Consider the following 15,666-nt stretch of genomic DNA (forward strand, 5'->3'; position numbering starts at 1 on the left):
GAAACCAACACGGATTTGAACCATGTGTGCTCAACATCGATATTGTATGCAGGACCCGTCACTGGAAATGACCGACCGCCTGCTGCTGGAACAGATCCAGCCCGGCAGCCGCGTACTCGACCTGGGTTGTGGCGATGGTCGCCTGCTGGCACGCTTGCGTGAAGAACGGGGTGCTTCGGTCCTGGGGATCGAAATCGATATCACACAACATCATGCCGCCATCGCACGCGGGGTTCCCGTGATCCAGGCCGACCTCGACGAGGGACTGCTGGATATTCCCGATGGCGCTTTTGATTACGTCGTTCTGAGCCAGACCCTGCAGCAGGTTTTGCATCCCAAACAGCTGCTGGAAGAAATGGTGCGCGTCGCCAAAAAAGCACTGGTGGTGGTCCCCAACTTTGGAAATTGGCGCATTCGCTTACAAGTCCTCAAACAGGGGCGTGCCCCGGTAACCGAAGTCCTGCCTTACGAATGGTACAACACCCCCAACCTGCACCTGATGTCGATGCACGACTTTCAGGATCTGATGCGACTGCTGGGCATCGAAATTCTGCAGGAGATTCCAATCATCAATCACCGGGCCATCGAAAAAGCCTGGCTGGCCAACCTGCGGGCCCAGCATGTCCTGTACGTTTTACAGCGACTGGAAGCGCCCGAAGTCCCTCATGCCGGCGAACACAAGGCAGCGGATCACTCCGCACCGATTCCCCGCTAAAGTCTTTTCCGGCCTGGAATGGCCCGTTGGTCGCAATGGTCCGCAAGTTCGCTGGCGTGCGCACCTGATATGGCCCCCTCAATACAGGCTTGAAGGACCACCAGGCTTTGATCGCCGGATTGCAAGCCAGCCGCTTTGAACCTGTGTGAAAGTACGCCTGAAATAAATCAATTTTCTGCGGCGCAATTCCTGTTTCCAAAATTCGATTGACCAGATATACTGCCCCACCTTCAGTACCGAAACTGAGCATGACACCCCGGACAGCGTCAACCCGGCTGCAACCTAAGGTGTGACCATACAAGAGTTTGAAACAAGTAAGCGACCCGATATTATCAAAGAGAAAGAGGGAAAGGACTCCCGATGCGTATCATTGCCATCATGAATCAAAAAGGGGGCGTCGGCAAAACGACGTCGAGTGTGAACATGGCTGCCGGCCTGGCGATGCAGGGCAAGAAAGTCTGCCTGATCGACCTCGACCCACAGGGACATGCCTCGTTACACCTGGGAATTGAACCCTTCGGAAACGTCCCGACCGCCTATGATGTTTTCTCCGGCTTCAAAACCCTTGCCGAAACCCGGCAACTCGTCGCGAAAAATTTATGGGTCGTACCTGCGACACTCGATCTGGCTGCGACCGAACTGGAACTGGTAGACGCTGAAAACCGCGAAATTGTTCTGCGTCAGGCCATCCGGAAAATGGCCGAGACCGAACCGTTCGACTATGTCATTATGGACTGTCCCCCTTCCCTGGGTGTGCTGACCATCAATGCCTTGACGGCGGCCAGCGAAGTCATCATTCCTCTGCAGCCACACTTCTTCGCATTACAGGGTCTTTCCAAACTGCTCGAAACAACAGCTCTGGTCCGCCGCCGTTTGAACCGCGATCTGCGCGTCTCGGGAGTGGTCCTCTGTCTGTACGAAACCGGTACCCGACTGGCAGCCGACGTCACCGACGACCTGACAGCCTTCCTGACGGAAAGCGATCCGGAAGCACCGTGGGCAACTGCGAAAGTTTTCCAGAGTCGAATCCGGCGGAATATCAAACTGGCCGAAGCCCCCAGTTACGGGCAGTCCGTCTTCGATTATTCCAGCTCCTGTCCCGGCGCCAAAGATTACGGCGGACTGGTCGAAGAAATCATTGCCGACGAAAAAGTGGAAGAAACACCGATTCAGCAGGCAGCCTGATCACTCAGCTGGCTTCTGCTTCGCTTCCAGTTTTGCTTTCGCTTCTTTCCAGAGCGGATCGTAAACCTCTTTGTCAAACGGAGGACATCCGGTGGGATACTGTCCCAGGGGATGGTCCTTCGTGCGCATGAGGTTCGTGCAGTACGAGAACGTTCGGCAGACGGTTTTGCGATTGAGCTTCCCTTCTTCCTGGAGCTGCTTCGCAAACTCAGGCTGCGAGAGTGTCGCGCGGCCCATTCCCACGATGGAGATCTTTCCCGATTCCACATTCGCCGCAGCCGCATGCATGGCAAAGTCCTGCAGCCAGCTGTAACCACTGCCGACTACCGGGATATCCGGGACAGCTGCCTGGATCTGACCGGCAATCCGGAAATGCCGGGCCACGCCAATCAGCGGATGTTCGGGAGCGTGATAACCATCGGTGGGCGGAAACTCGGCGGGTCTGACGATATGCGGATTCGCATAAGGATTCCCGTTGGAGATGTTGATCATGCTGACGCCCCACTCTTTCAGCAGCTTTGCGACTTCCAGGGGTTCGGTCAGATCTTCCTGCAGATGATCGTTGGGATTCGTACCGAATGCGGTCTGCAGCGGCAGCTCATGCGGACAGGGTTCGCCGATGAATTCTTCGCCGGCACCCCGATAGGGAATCCCGTCGTAACCGTTCATGCGGGTCCCAATCACCAGCGTGGGACATTCTTCGCGAATGCGTTTCACAACGTTGCGCACCAGCCGCGTACGGTTCTCCAGCGAACCCCCGTATTCACCGGGACGATTTTTCGCCGCCAGTAATTCGGAGAGCAGGTAACGATGACACTGCTTGATATCGACAAAGCCAACCCCGATCGATTCCGCCAGTTTTGCTGCCGTGACATACTGATCTTCAATGCGTTTCAGATCATCGTCTGTAAGCAGCGGGTAACTGTCATCGACGATGCGGCCCGTTGATTTATCCACAGTGCGAGGATCGAGGACCTGATCGTGCGTTGCCAGCAGAGGCTTTTCAAAACTGAACCGGCCCGAATGCGTTAACTGCAGGCCAATCACCAGACCATCAGTGGAACCGAACACTTCCGCGTGCGCGTCGCGACAGCCGGCCAGCATCTTTTCCAGTGCAGAGGCGGTTTTTTCATTGATCATCAACTGCCGGGGATTCATTCGCGCTTCGGGGCCGATGGCAGTCGCTTCTCCCCAGATCAGCGAAGCCCCTCCGGCGCCAAACCGCTGATAACGTCGATACGTCAACTCATCAGGGAAGCCGTCCGTCGTTCCGTCACAGCCTTCCATCGGCTGAATGCCAAGTCGACTTTTCGCCTGCAGATGCCCGATCTGAATCGGTTGATAGAGCACATCGAAATTATCGGAAACCTGAATCGGACAGCCGAGTCGTTCGGAGTCTGCGACCACGTCGGCGGGAGTTTTATATTTAAAGTATTTGGCCATGAGGAAAGACTTTTTGCATGCAGTTGAAAATCGAGGAGGTTCGTATTTTTACTGCAACGAGTTTACTCAAACCGATCGCGAATTGCCATTCACCCCCGGATTCGAGAATTGCTGCAGGGAATGCGCGAAACCACCTCAGGCGGGAGCCGTCAACGATTTCCCGTTGTCCCGGGCAGAGAGCTTCAGCAGGAAAGGGACTGCGGATTCGGCCCACTCTTCTGCGGTCGCGTAGTGTTCCGCATGCGAACCGAAACAGCTTTGCAGCAGGGCCGTATTGATAATACCAGGGTTCAGGGGAATCGCCGCCATGCCCCGCGGTAATTCCTGCGCCAGGGACTGCGTCAAACCTTCGATGGCCCACTTCGTCGCACAATAGGAGGCGACCTCCGCGGAAGCCGAACGTCCCCAGCCGGAACTGAAATTCACGATCACGCCCGACTGGCGTTCGCTCATCGCGGGCACAAAGTGACGAATGGTATTGATGGTCCCTTTGATATTGACGTCAATAATCTGATCGATGTCGTCCGCAGAGATTTCCCAGAGCGGTGCGTTCTCATTGATCACGGCGGCATTGTTCAACAGCAGATCAGGCGGCCCCAGTTCAGCAATGATCGTCTTCGCCCAGTTCGCGACCGCGCGGTCATCCGACACATCGACAGTCGAAAACTGATGCGGCGCACCGAACCGATCGGACAGTGCAGCAATTTTATCCGCAGACCGGCCACAGCCGGCGACCGTGTGTCCTGCTGCAATCAACGCCTGGGTCATGGCACGACCCAGTCCCTGAGTTACGCCGGTGATGACAACCACTTTCGACATGCTGACTTTCCCTCTTTCCCATTCCGAGTCGGATTACTTCGCTTCCGTTTTTGCAGCGGCTGCCGCTTTTTCATCTTCTTTTTTGGAAAGCTCCGGATTGGGGGGAACGGCAGCGGGTGCTTCGCCACGAATCCATTTGATGGCTCCGATCACGGAATCCTGGAACATGGGATTGGCCCAGGTTTCGGGATTGTGGCCCAGGTTGTTGACGAAGACTTTTCCCGCACCCCATTCTTTCGCCCAGGCGACCGGCACCTGATAGGGTTTCTTCGGATTGCATTTCTCCATGTTCAGACTCATCAGCACATGCACTTTCTCCGGCTGCCAGTTTTTGTACTGGTAGATTTCATCTTTAAACTGAAACTCTTTGCCGAACGGTTTCATCGCCGGGAAATCGGAATCGTGTACTGTAATCGTCACCGTATTGCCGGCAGTCCAGGGATGTCCGTTGAACGAGCCGCCAATCATGTCCCAGTAAGGTTCATACGATTTATAGGTGTCGGTGGCGGAATGAAAGCCGATGAAGCCGTGGCCTTTCTGCTTGAGCCAGTCGTTCAGAAAATACTGCATGTCTTCTTCTTTGATCGGCAGCATGCCCGTGGTGTAGAACATGACGATGTCGTAGTTCTGCAGATTCTCTTTTGTGAAATCTGCGGCGGCGTCCTGAGTACAATCGACGGTGAACAGTCCGGACTGTTTGCCCAGTTGAATCATGGCGATTTCTGCGGGAGACAGTTTCTCTTCCTGTCGTTTGACGGAGCCGTGTGTGTAACCTTTGCTCTGGGTCAGCATCAGCACCCGGGATTTACCTTCTGCGGCATTCGTATCAGCAGAGAAAGACAGAACAGCACAAACCAGCAGGCAGCAGGTTGTCAAAAATCGAAAACTCATGGTGATCGCTCCACAGTTGAGTGTATTTTGATTGAATGAAAATCAGATATTCATTTTAAGGAGAACATCGCGAATTATGCAAAGCAAAAGGCTTAATCGGTCAGTTTCTGCACACGGATGTTACGAAACTCGACGGCGTCCCCTTCTGATTGAATACCGAAGAAACCGGACTTCAATTCGTTGGGTTTGGATGTCGCGATCTGAGTGCCGTTCAGGACCGATGTCAACGCGCCGTCTTTGCAGACGACTTCGATCGTATTCCATTCGCCAATCGGACGGCGGGCTTTTTCGCGGGCTGCTTCATCGTCGGTCACATCCAGTTGAATCTCTTTGCTGTTCGATTTGATGTGGGCCATCTCGGCGAATTTGCCCTGCACTTCCAGACATTTCGGCCAGACCCGGTTTTCGCCGGTGATGAACAGCAGGAATCCGGTATTCGGATTTTCATTTTTCTCGGCGGATTCGGGGAAACGATATTCCAGGCGGATCGTGCAGTTGCCGAATGACTCGTTGGAGTACAGATAACCGCGCGGTGTTCCTTTGCAGGAGATCACGCCTTCTGCTTCGCTCCAGTTTTTCCCCTCGACCGGCTCTTTGGTTTTGGCGTTGAAGACTGCAAAGTCTTTCAGGCTGAGCAGCGTGAAGCCATCTTCCACTTCGAATAACGATTCGATCGTTTTTTCGGGAATATCGATGGCGGAGACATCATCGGCGGCTTCCTTTTTCTGGGCTTCAGTCGGACCGGAATCGGAACAGGCCGCCAGCAGGCAAACCAGTGACAGCAGAGGGAGAATTCGATGCAGGGATTTCATAAAACTTCTCTTTCCGGAAAGTCGTGAAAAAATTCGTATCTGAAGCATAACTTCATCCTGTATTAACATTCTAACGTACAATACCGGCAACACATAAGAGAAGACGAGGGAAATCCACAAGACGATTTCCACACTTTTGACACCACAAACTGGAGACGAGAAATCCAATCTGAACACAGGCGAACGCCAGTCACCCCACCTGCCTCTCAAGACAGCTATAATCGATACAGCTTCCTTCAACACTGCATATTTACTTAAGAAAATAATGAAGAGATGCGGGACATACCGCAGAAATTACCGATATAGAATACAAACTCTCCTTTGACTGACTCGCCTGACAGGAAAACTGTTTCTCATCAGAACCAAACAAACTGACCCCGGCGACCGGTGTCTTCCACGAACGATTTCGGTAACTTACCGGAATAGAAATGGGCTATCATGCAACAATTAGTGACTTCTCCTCCTGGAGAAGATTCGAAGACAATCCAACCAGAGCCTGCGATGCTCACTCAGCGAATTGAGGAGGCCGCAGCTGATCAGCGACAAAATCTGAGCATTTCCGTACTGGAATGGCTGAATGCGGAACTGCGTAAAGAAGTAGAAAAGAAAGAAATTGTCGCTTTCCACCCGAGTGAGAATGTACTGGATCGTCTGCAGAACATGCTGACATCCAAAGTAACCGGCATTACCATCATGGTGGTCGGCTTATTCATGATGTAACAGTCATGACGGACGGACAACCTGAGGATGTGAACCTGTCATTGATTCTGCTATGACTGCAGCGCTCCGCCGCATAGCAGAATCGGAAACCCGTCGGAATTCAAACGATGCCTGATCCGAAGGCATCCCCTTTTCCCCCGGCCTCGTTTTCATTTGAGGTGACTTTATTGGAAGAGGGTTGATCGGCTGCCGTGTGATGCGGGCGGCTGCGATCGGAACCGGACTCTGCGGAGTCGATACGGAAAACCTGATTATTCTTACGAATATGAGTCGATTCCGCAGCGGGAGACTGTGAGATCGGTGTCTCTTCGTAGTCTTCCTCGTATGGTCCCAGGCGGGCAAAGTCTTCTTCGCCGAAATCGTCGTAGCGGCAGACATAACCTTCCTGCTGCGCAGAGATTTTTTCTTCCTGGTAGGCTTTCAGGACTTCTTCCTGGATCAGTTCGCGACAATCGGAATTGATGGGATGGGCAATGTCTGCGTAGAGCCGGGCGCGACCGGCGTCATCTTTGTCGGCTCGATTTTCATCGAGTCTTACGCCACACTGATTGCAGAAGGAAGCCCTGAGATGGTTTTTGGTGTGACATTTAGGACACCGATCCATCAGCTTGCGACTGGGCATCGCCACGAAGGCACCTTTTGCTCCCTGGATGATTTTCAGATCTCGAATGACAAACGAGACATCGAAAGTAATCGAGCAGAATGCCAGTAATCTTTCGTGTGGATCGTTCATCAACTTGATGCGTACTTCACTGATCTCCATGGCCTCACTCCATTTGTGCCAAATTTAAAAATGCTCATCTATAGGCGGTTCTGGACAACAAATACATGCCCTTTCACTGTGGATCGTAATCGCGCAGCAATCTGAGATGCCTGTGCTCTGTTTTGGCAGACTCCAAAGTAGGCAGTCCCACTTCCACTCATCATATGCCCCAAAACGGACTGTTTTGAGAAGTAATCTTTCAGAATTAATATATCGGAATTCAGTTTTTCGGCGGGTGCCTGCAGATCGTTCAACATCAGGCGGGATAGTGCATGAAATTGACCGGAAGCCAGATTGCCAACCAGATCCTCAACCAGATTTTTCGGGTGGCTTCCCACTCGACAGTGCCGATAAACGTCTGCCGTTGATAACCCCGACTCGGGTCGAGCAACAACAAAATGCAGACATTGGGGAACAGAAACAGGTTCAATAATCTCCCCTCTCCCGCGACAGACGGCACTATGGCTGGCTGTCAGAAAGAAAGGAATGTCACTGCCCAGTTTCGCCGCGATTTCACACAGTTCTGAAATCGACAGTCCCAAATGCCAGAGTTTATTGGCAGCAAATAAGGCTGCAGCGGCATCACTCGATCCCCCTCCCAGGCCGGCCTCCGCTGGAATCCGTTTGATCAACTCAATGCGAATTCCCTGTTGTTGCCCCGTGTGTTCCTGAAGCAACCGGATTGCTCGCACAACCAGGTTCTCTTCACCCGCGGGGATACGCTGCCGGTTTTGTTTGAAAGGAGTGAGAAGTGAATTGGCTTCGGTTACACGCAACTCGACTTCTGCTGAAGGTTCCTCCGTGAAAACTAAAGTGTCGTATATTCCTACCGACAGCATTAACGAAGTAATTTCGTGAAAGCCGTCGGTGCGTTTATCATCGATGCTTAAGAATAAATTTAACTTAGCAGGAGCTTGAACGGTCAGGGTGCCAGGATTGGAGTAAGCGAATAGCATCCGTCACAATTCCAAAATTCCTACTTGATAACGAGTCTTTCATCGTTTATTGAACAGGTCCTCACCTTTTGAGTTGTGAGAGAAAAGAGCTGCTTGACCTGATTAAGTTTCGACTTGTATACGACGAGGTGAATTAGAGCGAACCACATTTAACCATAGCGTCTATCAATCTAATATACTCGATCCAAATAACTCTGGAGACGCCACAGTAAAACTGGACACAGTCTAAGACTATCACCACAGAAAGTATCCTATCTGTTCATTGAAAAAACGTCAACATCTTTTCCAGGCTGACGCGATTTCCCTCTAGCAAACAGGGGAATTCCGCACGCAGTTCTCTTAACGTGCGACACTTAAGCAAGCGAGGCCAGCAGCGCTTTGAACGATTTTGACTCGACCTGTTTTTTCTGCGAGAAGCGGATGCGGGCCTGTTCTTTCCCCCGGGCATCCGTTTTTATCTCCCGCTCGTCCCCCAAGTCAGCAATCTTACCCAGAGTAATCTTGCCCGCGGTTCCCTGCAGTGTCACATCCACGCCTTCGCGGCGTTTGGTATGAATGGTCATAAATGGCTTCTTCTTCCCCACATGCGACAGATTGACCAGTGACTTACTGTCCCACTGAATCGTTGCCTCGGGGTATGTCTGTTCCAGCAGCTCAAATAATGACTCCAGCAGCGCCGCATCCCAGTGGACCCGTTTATTGTTGGGGAAGCCTTTCCGGGAGAGATGCCATTTCTTCTTCAAGACTTTCCAGGGCATGATTTCTTCAGGCTTGATTTCATCACGTTGAATCAGACCGAGATACGATTCAGAGGCGGTCTCCAGAAATTCCTGGAATCCAGGCGTGGCAATTTCTTCTTCCCAGTGAATCGTCAGACTGACTTCCTGCCAGGGACCTTTCAGATTTTTTACGCGAACCCGGTTCGAGCGTCCGTAGATCGGCAGTTCGTCCAGATCATCCAGCGACTTCAACGCCAGCTGATCGCGGAGCCCCTCCTGTTTGAATGTGTTCCGTTTCACGCGGAAGCTGAGCCGCAGCAGCCATTCATCGCCCGTATTCGCATGCAGGAACCAGCCCTGTTTTTTCACCGGACCATTCACTTCGACAATGCTGCGATGGTTCCAGTTGATCTCGCCGAAACCCTCTTTGTTTTCAATGAAGTCGATCACGCTTTCTAAAGCAGCACCTTCCCACTGACAGGCAGCGCCGGAAAGTGACATATGATCCTGCGTATGCCAGCGGCGGCCCTCTTTCTGCCAGGGCATCTGGGCATCGCGGCCAATCTGTTTGAGATCGAGATCCCCTTCCTGTTTCTCACTCAAACTCTGGGCATCAAAAATCTCACGCGCTTCGCGTTTTCCGGAAGACAGAATCGGTTCGAGGATCTCTCCCGTATACGATCTGAGTAACGGTGCCTGTTTCGAATTTCCGCTGCGAGCTGACGAAGACTGTTTCCGAAACTGCTGCGCATGCTCCACCAGTTTCTCGGGAGTTCCTGCAGCGATGATCTGACCGCCGGCACTTCCCGCTTCCGGTCCCACGTCAACCAGCCAGTCAGCTGTTTTGATCACATCCAGATTGTGTTCGATGACGATGACCGTATTTCCGAGTTCGACCAGGCTGTTGAGTACTTTCAACAGTTTGGCGATATCGTCGAAATGCAGACCTGTGGTTGGTTCGTCGAGCAGATACAGTGTCTTACCGGTACTGGGTCGCGCCAGTTCGGCGGCCAGTTTCACCCGCTGCGATTCACCGCCGGAAAGTGTCGGCGCGGATTGCCCCAGTGTCAGATAATCCAGACCAATCGCACACAGCGTTTCCATCGTGCGGCGGATCGCGGGAATGTTATTGAACAACTCGGCGACTTCGCCGATCGACATTTCCAGCACATCCGCGATCGATTTTCCCTTGTATCTGACCGAGAGGGTCTCCTGATTATAACGCTTGCCGTTACACGTTTCGCAGGTCACCCAGACATCAGGCAGGAAGTGCATCTCGATACAGCGCTGACCGTTTCCTTCGCAATCCTCACAGCGACCGCCGGAACGATTGAAGCTGAAGCGTCCCGGCTGATAGCCGCGCACTTTGGCTTCCGGCAGCCGTGAAAAGAGTTCACGGATCTGATCGAAGACGCCCGTATAAGTTGCCGGGTTGGAGGCAGGCGTGTTCCCCAGTGGTTTCTGATCGACGATAATCGCTTTGTTGATCTGCTCCAGTCCCAAGAGATCATCGTGTGGGCCGGGGGCTTCTTTGGAGCGATGCAGTTTTTTGGTGACAGCGCGGGCCAGTGTTTCTTCCACGAGGGAACTCTTACCCGATCCCGATACGCCGGTGATACAGGTAAATGATCCCAGCGGAATTTTCAGATCGACAGACTTCAGGTTGTGCTGCCGGGCCCCTTTCAGTTCCAGCCAGTGACCGGTGGGCGAAAGAGGCGTCTCCGTCTTGCCCTGCTTTTCATAAATCACGCGGCGTTCCTGAGGCAGCGTAATCGCCAGCTGATCCGCGAGATATTGTCCGGTGAGTGACTTCTTTTTGCGCTTCAGCTGTTTCGGCGAACCTTTGCCGACAATCGTACCCCCGAAGCGGCCTGCACCCGGTCCAAAGTCATACAGACAGTCCGAGGCTTCCAGGACTTCCCGGTCATGTTCAACCATCACAATCGTGTTGCCGATATCGCGAAGTTTTTTCAGTGTGTTGATCAATCGCGTATTATCGCGGGGGTGCAGTCCAATCGTCGGTTCATCCAGCACATACAATACGCCCGTCAGCGAGCGTCCCACCTGTCCCGCCAGACGAATCCGCTGGCTTTCTCCACCCGACAGCGTGGGGAGCGGTCGACTGAGGGTCAGATATTCGAGTCCCACATCGACCAGAAACTGCAGGCGACTTGTGGCTTCTTTGATCAAATCTCCGGCGATCTGCTTTTCCCGTTTGTCGAGTTTTGCTTTTTTGATAAATGCCAGGGCATCTTTCAGGGGGAGATCACAAAACTGACCGATGGTCTTGCCCTGAAAGCGGACTGCGGCGGCATCCGTACGCAGACGACTCCCGTTACAGACCGAACAGGGAACTTCCCCTGTCATCTCCTGCAGGCGACTGCGAAAACCGAACGAGAGTCGCGAAGCTTCTTCGATGGCCGGGTACAGACCTTTATACTGGAACTGGACCGTGCCTGCTTCGTCGAGCGGAATCCAGCGATCCTCATCGCCGTACAACACGAACCGCTGCTGCTTGACACTCAACTGATTGAAGGGAACATCCAGGGGAATCCGGAACTGCTTTGCAATCGCGTCCAGTGTCTTGCTGAATTCGGGATTCGTCCGCGGATCGGGCCAGGCGGCGACGGCGGCATCCTGCAGGCTGCGGTTGGGATCGGGAATCAGTTCCGACAGGTTCGTCCCCAGCTCGGTTCCCAGTCCTTCACAATATTCACACCAGCCCAGCGGACTGTTGAACGAATAATTGTGAGGGGTCAGCTCTTCGAAACTCTGACCACACTGATCGCAGAAGTAGAACAGGCTGAACGTTTCGAAATCCCATTCCTGTTCGGGGACTTCATCATCGCAGTAGCAGGCATACATCAGCCCTTCGCCGAGCGCCAATGCGGATTCCACGGAATCGGCAATTCGCGAACGGTTTTTGGCAGCGACGGTGATGCGGTCGATCACGACTTCCACTTCATGGCGACGACGACGATCGATATCGGGAACGTCTTCCAGGCGATAGGTCACGCCATCAATGCGGACGCGCAGAAAACCCTGCGTGCGCAATTTTTCCCAGAGCGTTTCGTAGGCCTGTCCCACGTTGATATCCACGGGCGCCAGGATCAGCAGTTTGGTGCCTGCTTCCATTGCGAGGATGCGTTCAATCACTTCGTCGGTCGTCTGCGTTTCGACGGGAACATCGCAGTCAGGGCAGTACATCGTTCCCAGCCGGGCATAGAGCACGCGCAGATAATCATAGATTTCTGTAACCGTTCCCACCGTGGAGCGGGGGGAATGGCCGGTCGTTTTCTGTTCGATGGCAATCGCGGGCGACAGTCCGTGAATGTGTTCGAACTTGGGTTTGGGCATCTGACCCAGGAACTGGCGGGCATACGCGGACAGGGATTCCACATAACGCCGCTGCCCTTCCGCGTAGAGCGTGTCCATCGCCAGGGAGGTCTTGCCGCTGCCACTCGGGCCACAGAAGACGTTCATCTGGTCGCGGGTAATCTGCAGATCCAGGTTCTGTAGGTTATGCTGGCCGGCTCCGCGGATGGTAATCTGTGTGCTGTCGCCGTTGGACTTTCCTTTCTGCTTTGTATTGGCCGACTGCCAGCGCAGATGCGGATTGTTTAACGTCAGTGTCTGTTTCTTTTTCCCTTTGACGGTTTTCGCAGGAACCAGGTCGGTCTGTTCTTTCAATGCGAGTCCGGTGTACGACCAGGGACAGGCGGCGACTTCTTCCGGCGTCCCTTCCACCAGAATCGTGCCTCCCCCTTCACCCCCTTCGGGGCCGAGATCAATCACCCAGTCGGCGGTTTTAATCACATCCAGATGATGTTCGACCACCAGCACTGTATTCCCGGCATCTGCCAGGTGATGCAGAACTTTGAGCAGCAGCTTCACATCGGCAAAATGCAAGCCGGTCGTCGGTTCATCCAGCAGATAAAACGTACTGCCGGTCGAACGTTTTCCCAGTTCGCGGGCGAGTTTCACCCGTTGTGCTTCTCCACCTGACAGGGTGGGCGAAGGCTGACCCAGTTTCAGATAATCGAGGCCGACATCGTGCAGCGATTCGAGCAGCTTCAGAATTTTGGGCACATTCTGAAAATGTTCAATCGCCTGCTGAATATCCATCTCCAGCACTTCGGCGATGCTGGCCCCTTTGTAGCGAATTTCCAGCGTCTCATGATGAAAGCGGCGGCCTTCACACACTGGACAGGGGACCCAGACATCCGCCAGAAAGTCCATTTCCAGTTTGTTGGCGCCGTGCCCTTCACAGGCCTCACAACGACCGCCGGGCACATTGAAGCTGAACCGTCCCGCTTTGTAGCCCCGCATCCGCGAATCGGGGAGCTTCGCATACAGGTCACGAATCAGATCGAACACTTTGACATAGGTCGCGGGATTGGATCGCGGAGTCCGCCCGATGGGGGACTGATCGATGTCGATGGCTTTGTCGATCAGTTCCAGTCCGGTGATTTTCTGATGCGCACCCGGATTCCCTTTCCCCTTGTTGACTTTCTTATTCAATACGGGCCAGAGGATATCATTGACGAGCGAACTCTTGCCGGAACCGCTCACGCCGGTGATGCAGATCAAACCCTTTGTGGGAATGTGGGCGGTGATCTCTTTCAGGTTGTGATGTGTCGCCCCTTTGATGACGATCGAATCTTTTTTGACGAGCGGCCGCCGCTGCTCGGGAATTTCGATTTTCTCTTTCCCCGACAGGAACTGCCCGGTGACGCTCTCTTTTGCCTTGAGCACATTCTGGTACGAACCTTCGGCGACAATGTATCCGCCACGCACTCCCGGACCGGGACCGAAGTCCACGATATGATCGGCGGCCCGCATTGTTTCTTCGTCGTGTTCGACCACGATGACCGTGTTACCCTGATCGCGGAGATCACACAGACTTTCCAGCAGCATGGTATTGTCGCGGGGATGCAGGCCGATGGAAGGCTCATCCAGGATATAGACGACGCCTACCAGACCGCAGCCAATCTGACCGGCCAGGCGGATGCGCTGACTTTCGCCTCCAGAGAGTGTGGGTGCGGTTCGATCCAAAGTCAGATAATTCAAGCCACAACGCAGGAGAAACCCAAGTCGGCCGCGAATCTCTTTGAGCACTTCATCGGCGATCAGCAGACCGGTTTCGTCCAGATCGAGTGTTTCAAAGAACGTGGCGGCTTCTTCAATGCTGAAGGCGCAGACTTCGGGGAGTGTTTTTGCCGAATGCGACTGCTGACTGGTACCGACATTGTTGAGCGAAGTAATCCGCACATGCCGGGCCTGGGAATTCAAGCGGGTTCCCTGACAACTGGAACAGAGGACGAAGTCCATGTATTTTTCGAGCTGTTTGCGCCGCATGGGATTGCTGGTTTTGCGATAACTTTCCAGCAGTTCTTCGACGTAGCCGTCCCAGGTGCCGCCATGTTTCCAGATGCCTCCCGAATGCCGCCAGCTGAACGTAATGTTGCGGTCGCCGGTTCCATACAGAAACTGCTGTTGTGCGACGGCAGGCAGTTCGTTCCAGGGGATTTTCAGAAAACTGTCTTCAGGCAGATTCAGATCGTTCTCAATCGAGCGGGCCACGCCGTTATAAATGTGGCGGCGCCACTTACCGACTTTACTGAGCGGCCCTAAAAGTTCGAAGGCCCCTTTCTGAATCGACAGAGTCTCCTTGGAAATCAAAGCGTCGAGCGGAAAATCGTACCGCATACCCAGCCCGTTACATTCACTGCACATCCCCAGCGGACTGTTGAAGCTGAACAGCTGCGGCGTCGGTGGTTCGTAACTGATGCCGCAATCGGTGCAGGCATAACGGGAGCTGTAGAGTTTATCCTGCAGACTTTCTTCGCTCTCACTGTTCTCGGTTTTCTTCGAGACTTCCGTCGCGACAATCAAGGTGCCATTGGAAAGTTTTAAAGCGAGTTCAACCGACTCTGCCAGGCGGGCGCGGCTGACTTTGCCGGCGACAAGTCTATCGATGACGACTTCAATCGTGTGACGCATCTGGCGGTCGAGCTGCAGCTGATCGGAGAGTTGAATGATGCGACCATCCACACGGGCGCGGAGAAAGCCCTGCTTGAGCAGATCTTCGAACAGGTCTTTATATTCCCCCTTCTGCTGCTGAATCAGCGGTGCCAGAATCGAGTAGCGGGTTTTATCGGGGAGCAGTGCAATCGAATCGATGATGCGTTCGCTGCTCTGCGAGCTGATCGGCTTGCCACAATTTTCACAGAAGCCCTGCCCGACCCGGGCAAACAGGACGCGCAGGTAATCGTAAATTTCGGTGATCGTCCCCACGGTGCTGCGGGGATTTCTGCCACTCATTTTCTGTTGAATGGAAATGGAAGGGGCCAGCCCGGAAATCGCATCGACTTCGGGTTTGGGCATCTGTCCGAGAAACTGGCGGGCGTAACTGGACAGCGATTCGACATACCGCCGCTGCCCTTCGGCGTACAGGGTATCGAAGGCGAGTGAACTTTTCCCGGAGCCACTCACGCCAGTCATGACGATCAGCTGATTCCGGGGGAGCCGCACACTGACATTCTGCAGATTGTGCTCACGGGCACCGGTAATGATGATATCTTTTTGTGACATGGACCGCGTTATACCAATCGGCTGACGCCGCGCTGAAATTCGCTGGTGG

The 15,666-nt window shown here is 53.6% G+C and carries 10 protein-coding genes; 3 read left to right on the plus strand and 7 right to left on the minus strand.

Annotation, left to right across the window (positions count from 1 at the left end; genetic code table 11):
- The first annotated feature begins 22 nt into the window (after positions 1 to 22).
- Positions 23 to 715, plus strand: coding sequence for a methionine biosynthesis protein MetW (gene metW / locus ACN0YN_RS14090; protein ID WP_417385654.1), 693 nt, complete (start codon positions 23 to 25; stop codon positions 713 to 715).
- A 360-nt stretch (positions 716 to 1,075) separates the two neighbouring features.
- On the plus strand, positions 1,076 to 1,900 hold the full coding sequence (locus ACN0YN_RS14095) for a ParA family protein (protein WP_417385655.1): 825 nt from the start codon (positions 1,076 to 1,078) through the stop codon (positions 1,898 to 1,900).
- On the opposite strand, the gene ACN0YN_RS14100 is transcribed toward ACN0YN_RS14095, so the two are convergent.
- From ACN0YN_RS14100 to ACN0YN_RS14115, 4 genes are all read right to left on the minus strand, one after another.
- The gene (locus tag ACN0YN_RS14100) at positions 1,901 to 3,343 is read right to left on the minus strand and encodes an NADH:flavin oxidoreductase (RefSeq protein WP_417385656.1); all 1,443 of its coding nucleotides are present in this window, start codon (positions 3,341 to 3,343) and stop codon (positions 1,901 to 1,903) included.
- 135 nt (positions 3,344 to 3,478) lie between these two features.
- Positions 3,479 to 4,162 (minus strand): SDR family oxidoreductase, encoded by a 684-nt coding sequence (locus ACN0YN_RS14105; protein ID WP_417385657.1) that lies wholly within the window; start codon positions 4,160 to 4,162, stop codon positions 3,479 to 3,481.
- A 33-nt stretch (positions 4,163 to 4,195) separates the two neighbouring features.
- The gene (locus ACN0YN_RS14110) at positions 4,196 to 5,053 is read right to left on the minus strand and encodes a ThuA domain-containing protein (RefSeq protein ID WP_417385658.1); all 858 of its coding nucleotides are present in this window, start codon (positions 5,051 to 5,053) and stop codon (positions 4,196 to 4,198) included.
- 92 nt (positions 5,054 to 5,145) lie between these two features.
- Positions 5,146 to 5,865 (minus strand): 3-keto-disaccharide hydrolase, encoded by a 720-nt coding sequence (locus tag ACN0YN_RS14115; RefSeq protein WP_417385659.1) that lies wholly within the window; start codon positions 5,863 to 5,865, stop codon positions 5,146 to 5,148.
- Between the two features lie 438 nt (positions 5,866 to 6,303).
- Between ACN0YN_RS14115 and ACN0YN_RS14120 the strand changes: the two genes are divergently transcribed.
- Positions 6,304 to 6,585: a hypothetical protein gene (locus ACN0YN_RS14120; protein WP_417385660.1), complete on the plus strand. Its 282-nt coding sequence runs from the start codon at positions 6,304 to 6,306 to the stop codon at positions 6,583 to 6,585.
- A 100-nt stretch (positions 6,586 to 6,685) separates the two neighbouring features.
- On the opposite strand, the gene ACN0YN_RS14125 is transcribed toward ACN0YN_RS14120, so the two are convergent.
- The 3 genes from ACN0YN_RS14125 to uvrA all read right to left on the minus strand — a co-directional run bounded on the left by ACN0YN_RS14125 (position 6,686) and on the right by uvrA (position 15,617).
- On the minus strand, positions 6,686 to 7,348 hold the full coding sequence (locus ACN0YN_RS14125; protein WP_417385661.1) for a septation protein SpoVG family protein: 663 nt from the start codon (positions 7,346 to 7,348) through the stop codon (positions 6,686 to 6,688).
- A 38-nt stretch (positions 7,349 to 7,386) separates the two neighbouring features.
- The gene (ispE, locus tag ACN0YN_RS14130; protein ID WP_417385662.1) at positions 7,387 to 8,304 is read right to left on the minus strand and encodes a 4-(cytidine 5'-diphospho)-2-C-methyl-D-erythritol kinase; all 918 of its coding nucleotides are present in this window, start codon (positions 8,302 to 8,304) and stop codon (positions 7,387 to 7,389) included.
- Between the two features lie 353 nt (positions 8,305 to 8,657).
- Positions 8,658 to 15,617: an excinuclease ABC subunit UvrA gene (gene uvrA, locus ACN0YN_RS14135; RefSeq protein WP_417385663.1), complete on the minus strand. Its 6,960-nt coding sequence runs from the start codon at positions 15,615 to 15,617 to the stop codon at positions 8,658 to 8,660.
- Positions 15,618 to 15,666 lie beyond the last annotated feature (49 nt).

It is taken from the genome of Gimesia sp. (assembly GCF_048260065.1).
Taxonomy (GTDB): Bacteria; Planctomycetota; Planctomycetia; order Planctomycetales; family Planctomycetaceae; genus Gimesia.

What these genes read in the sequence shown, in the direction of transcription:
- ACN0YN_RS14115 (WP_417385659.1), bottom strand. Translation starts at nt 5,865, where the DNA reads ATGAAATCCCTGCATCGAATTCTCCCTCTGCTGTCACTGGTTTGCCTG.
- ACN0YN_RS14105 (WP_417385657.1), bottom strand. Translation starts at nt 4,162, where the DNA reads ATGTCGAAAGTGGTTGTCATCACCGGCGTAACTCAGGGACTGGGTCGT.
- metW (WP_417385654.1), top strand. Translation starts at nt 23, where the DNA reads ATGTGTGCTCAACATCGATATTGTATGCAGGACCCGTCACTGGAAATG.
- uvrA (WP_417385663.1), bottom strand. Translation starts at nt 15,617, where the DNA reads ATGTCACAAAAAGATATCATCATTACCGGTGCCCGTGAGCACAATCTG.
- ACN0YN_RS14110 (WP_417385658.1), bottom strand. Translation starts at nt 5,053, where the DNA reads ATGAGTTTTCGATTTTTGACAACCTGCTGCCTGCTGGTTTGTGCTGTT.
- ACN0YN_RS14095 (WP_417385655.1), top strand. Translation starts at nt 1,076, where the DNA reads ATGCGTATCATTGCCATCATGAATCAAAAAGGGGGCGTCGGCAAAACG.
- ispE (WP_417385662.1), bottom strand. Translation starts at nt 8,304, where the DNA reads ATGCTATTCGCTTACTCCAATCCTGGCACCCTGACCGTTCAAGCTCCT.
- ACN0YN_RS14120 (WP_417385660.1), top strand. Translation starts at nt 6,304, where the DNA reads ATGCAACAATTAGTGACTTCTCCTCCTGGAGAAGATTCGAAGACAATC.
- ACN0YN_RS14100 (WP_417385656.1), bottom strand. Translation starts at nt 3,343, where the DNA reads ATGGCCAAATACTTTAAATATAAAACTCCCGCCGACGTGGTCGCAGAC.
- ACN0YN_RS14125 (WP_417385661.1), bottom strand. Translation starts at nt 7,348, where the DNA reads ATGGAGATCAGTGAAGTACGCATCAAGTTGATGAACGATCCACACGAA.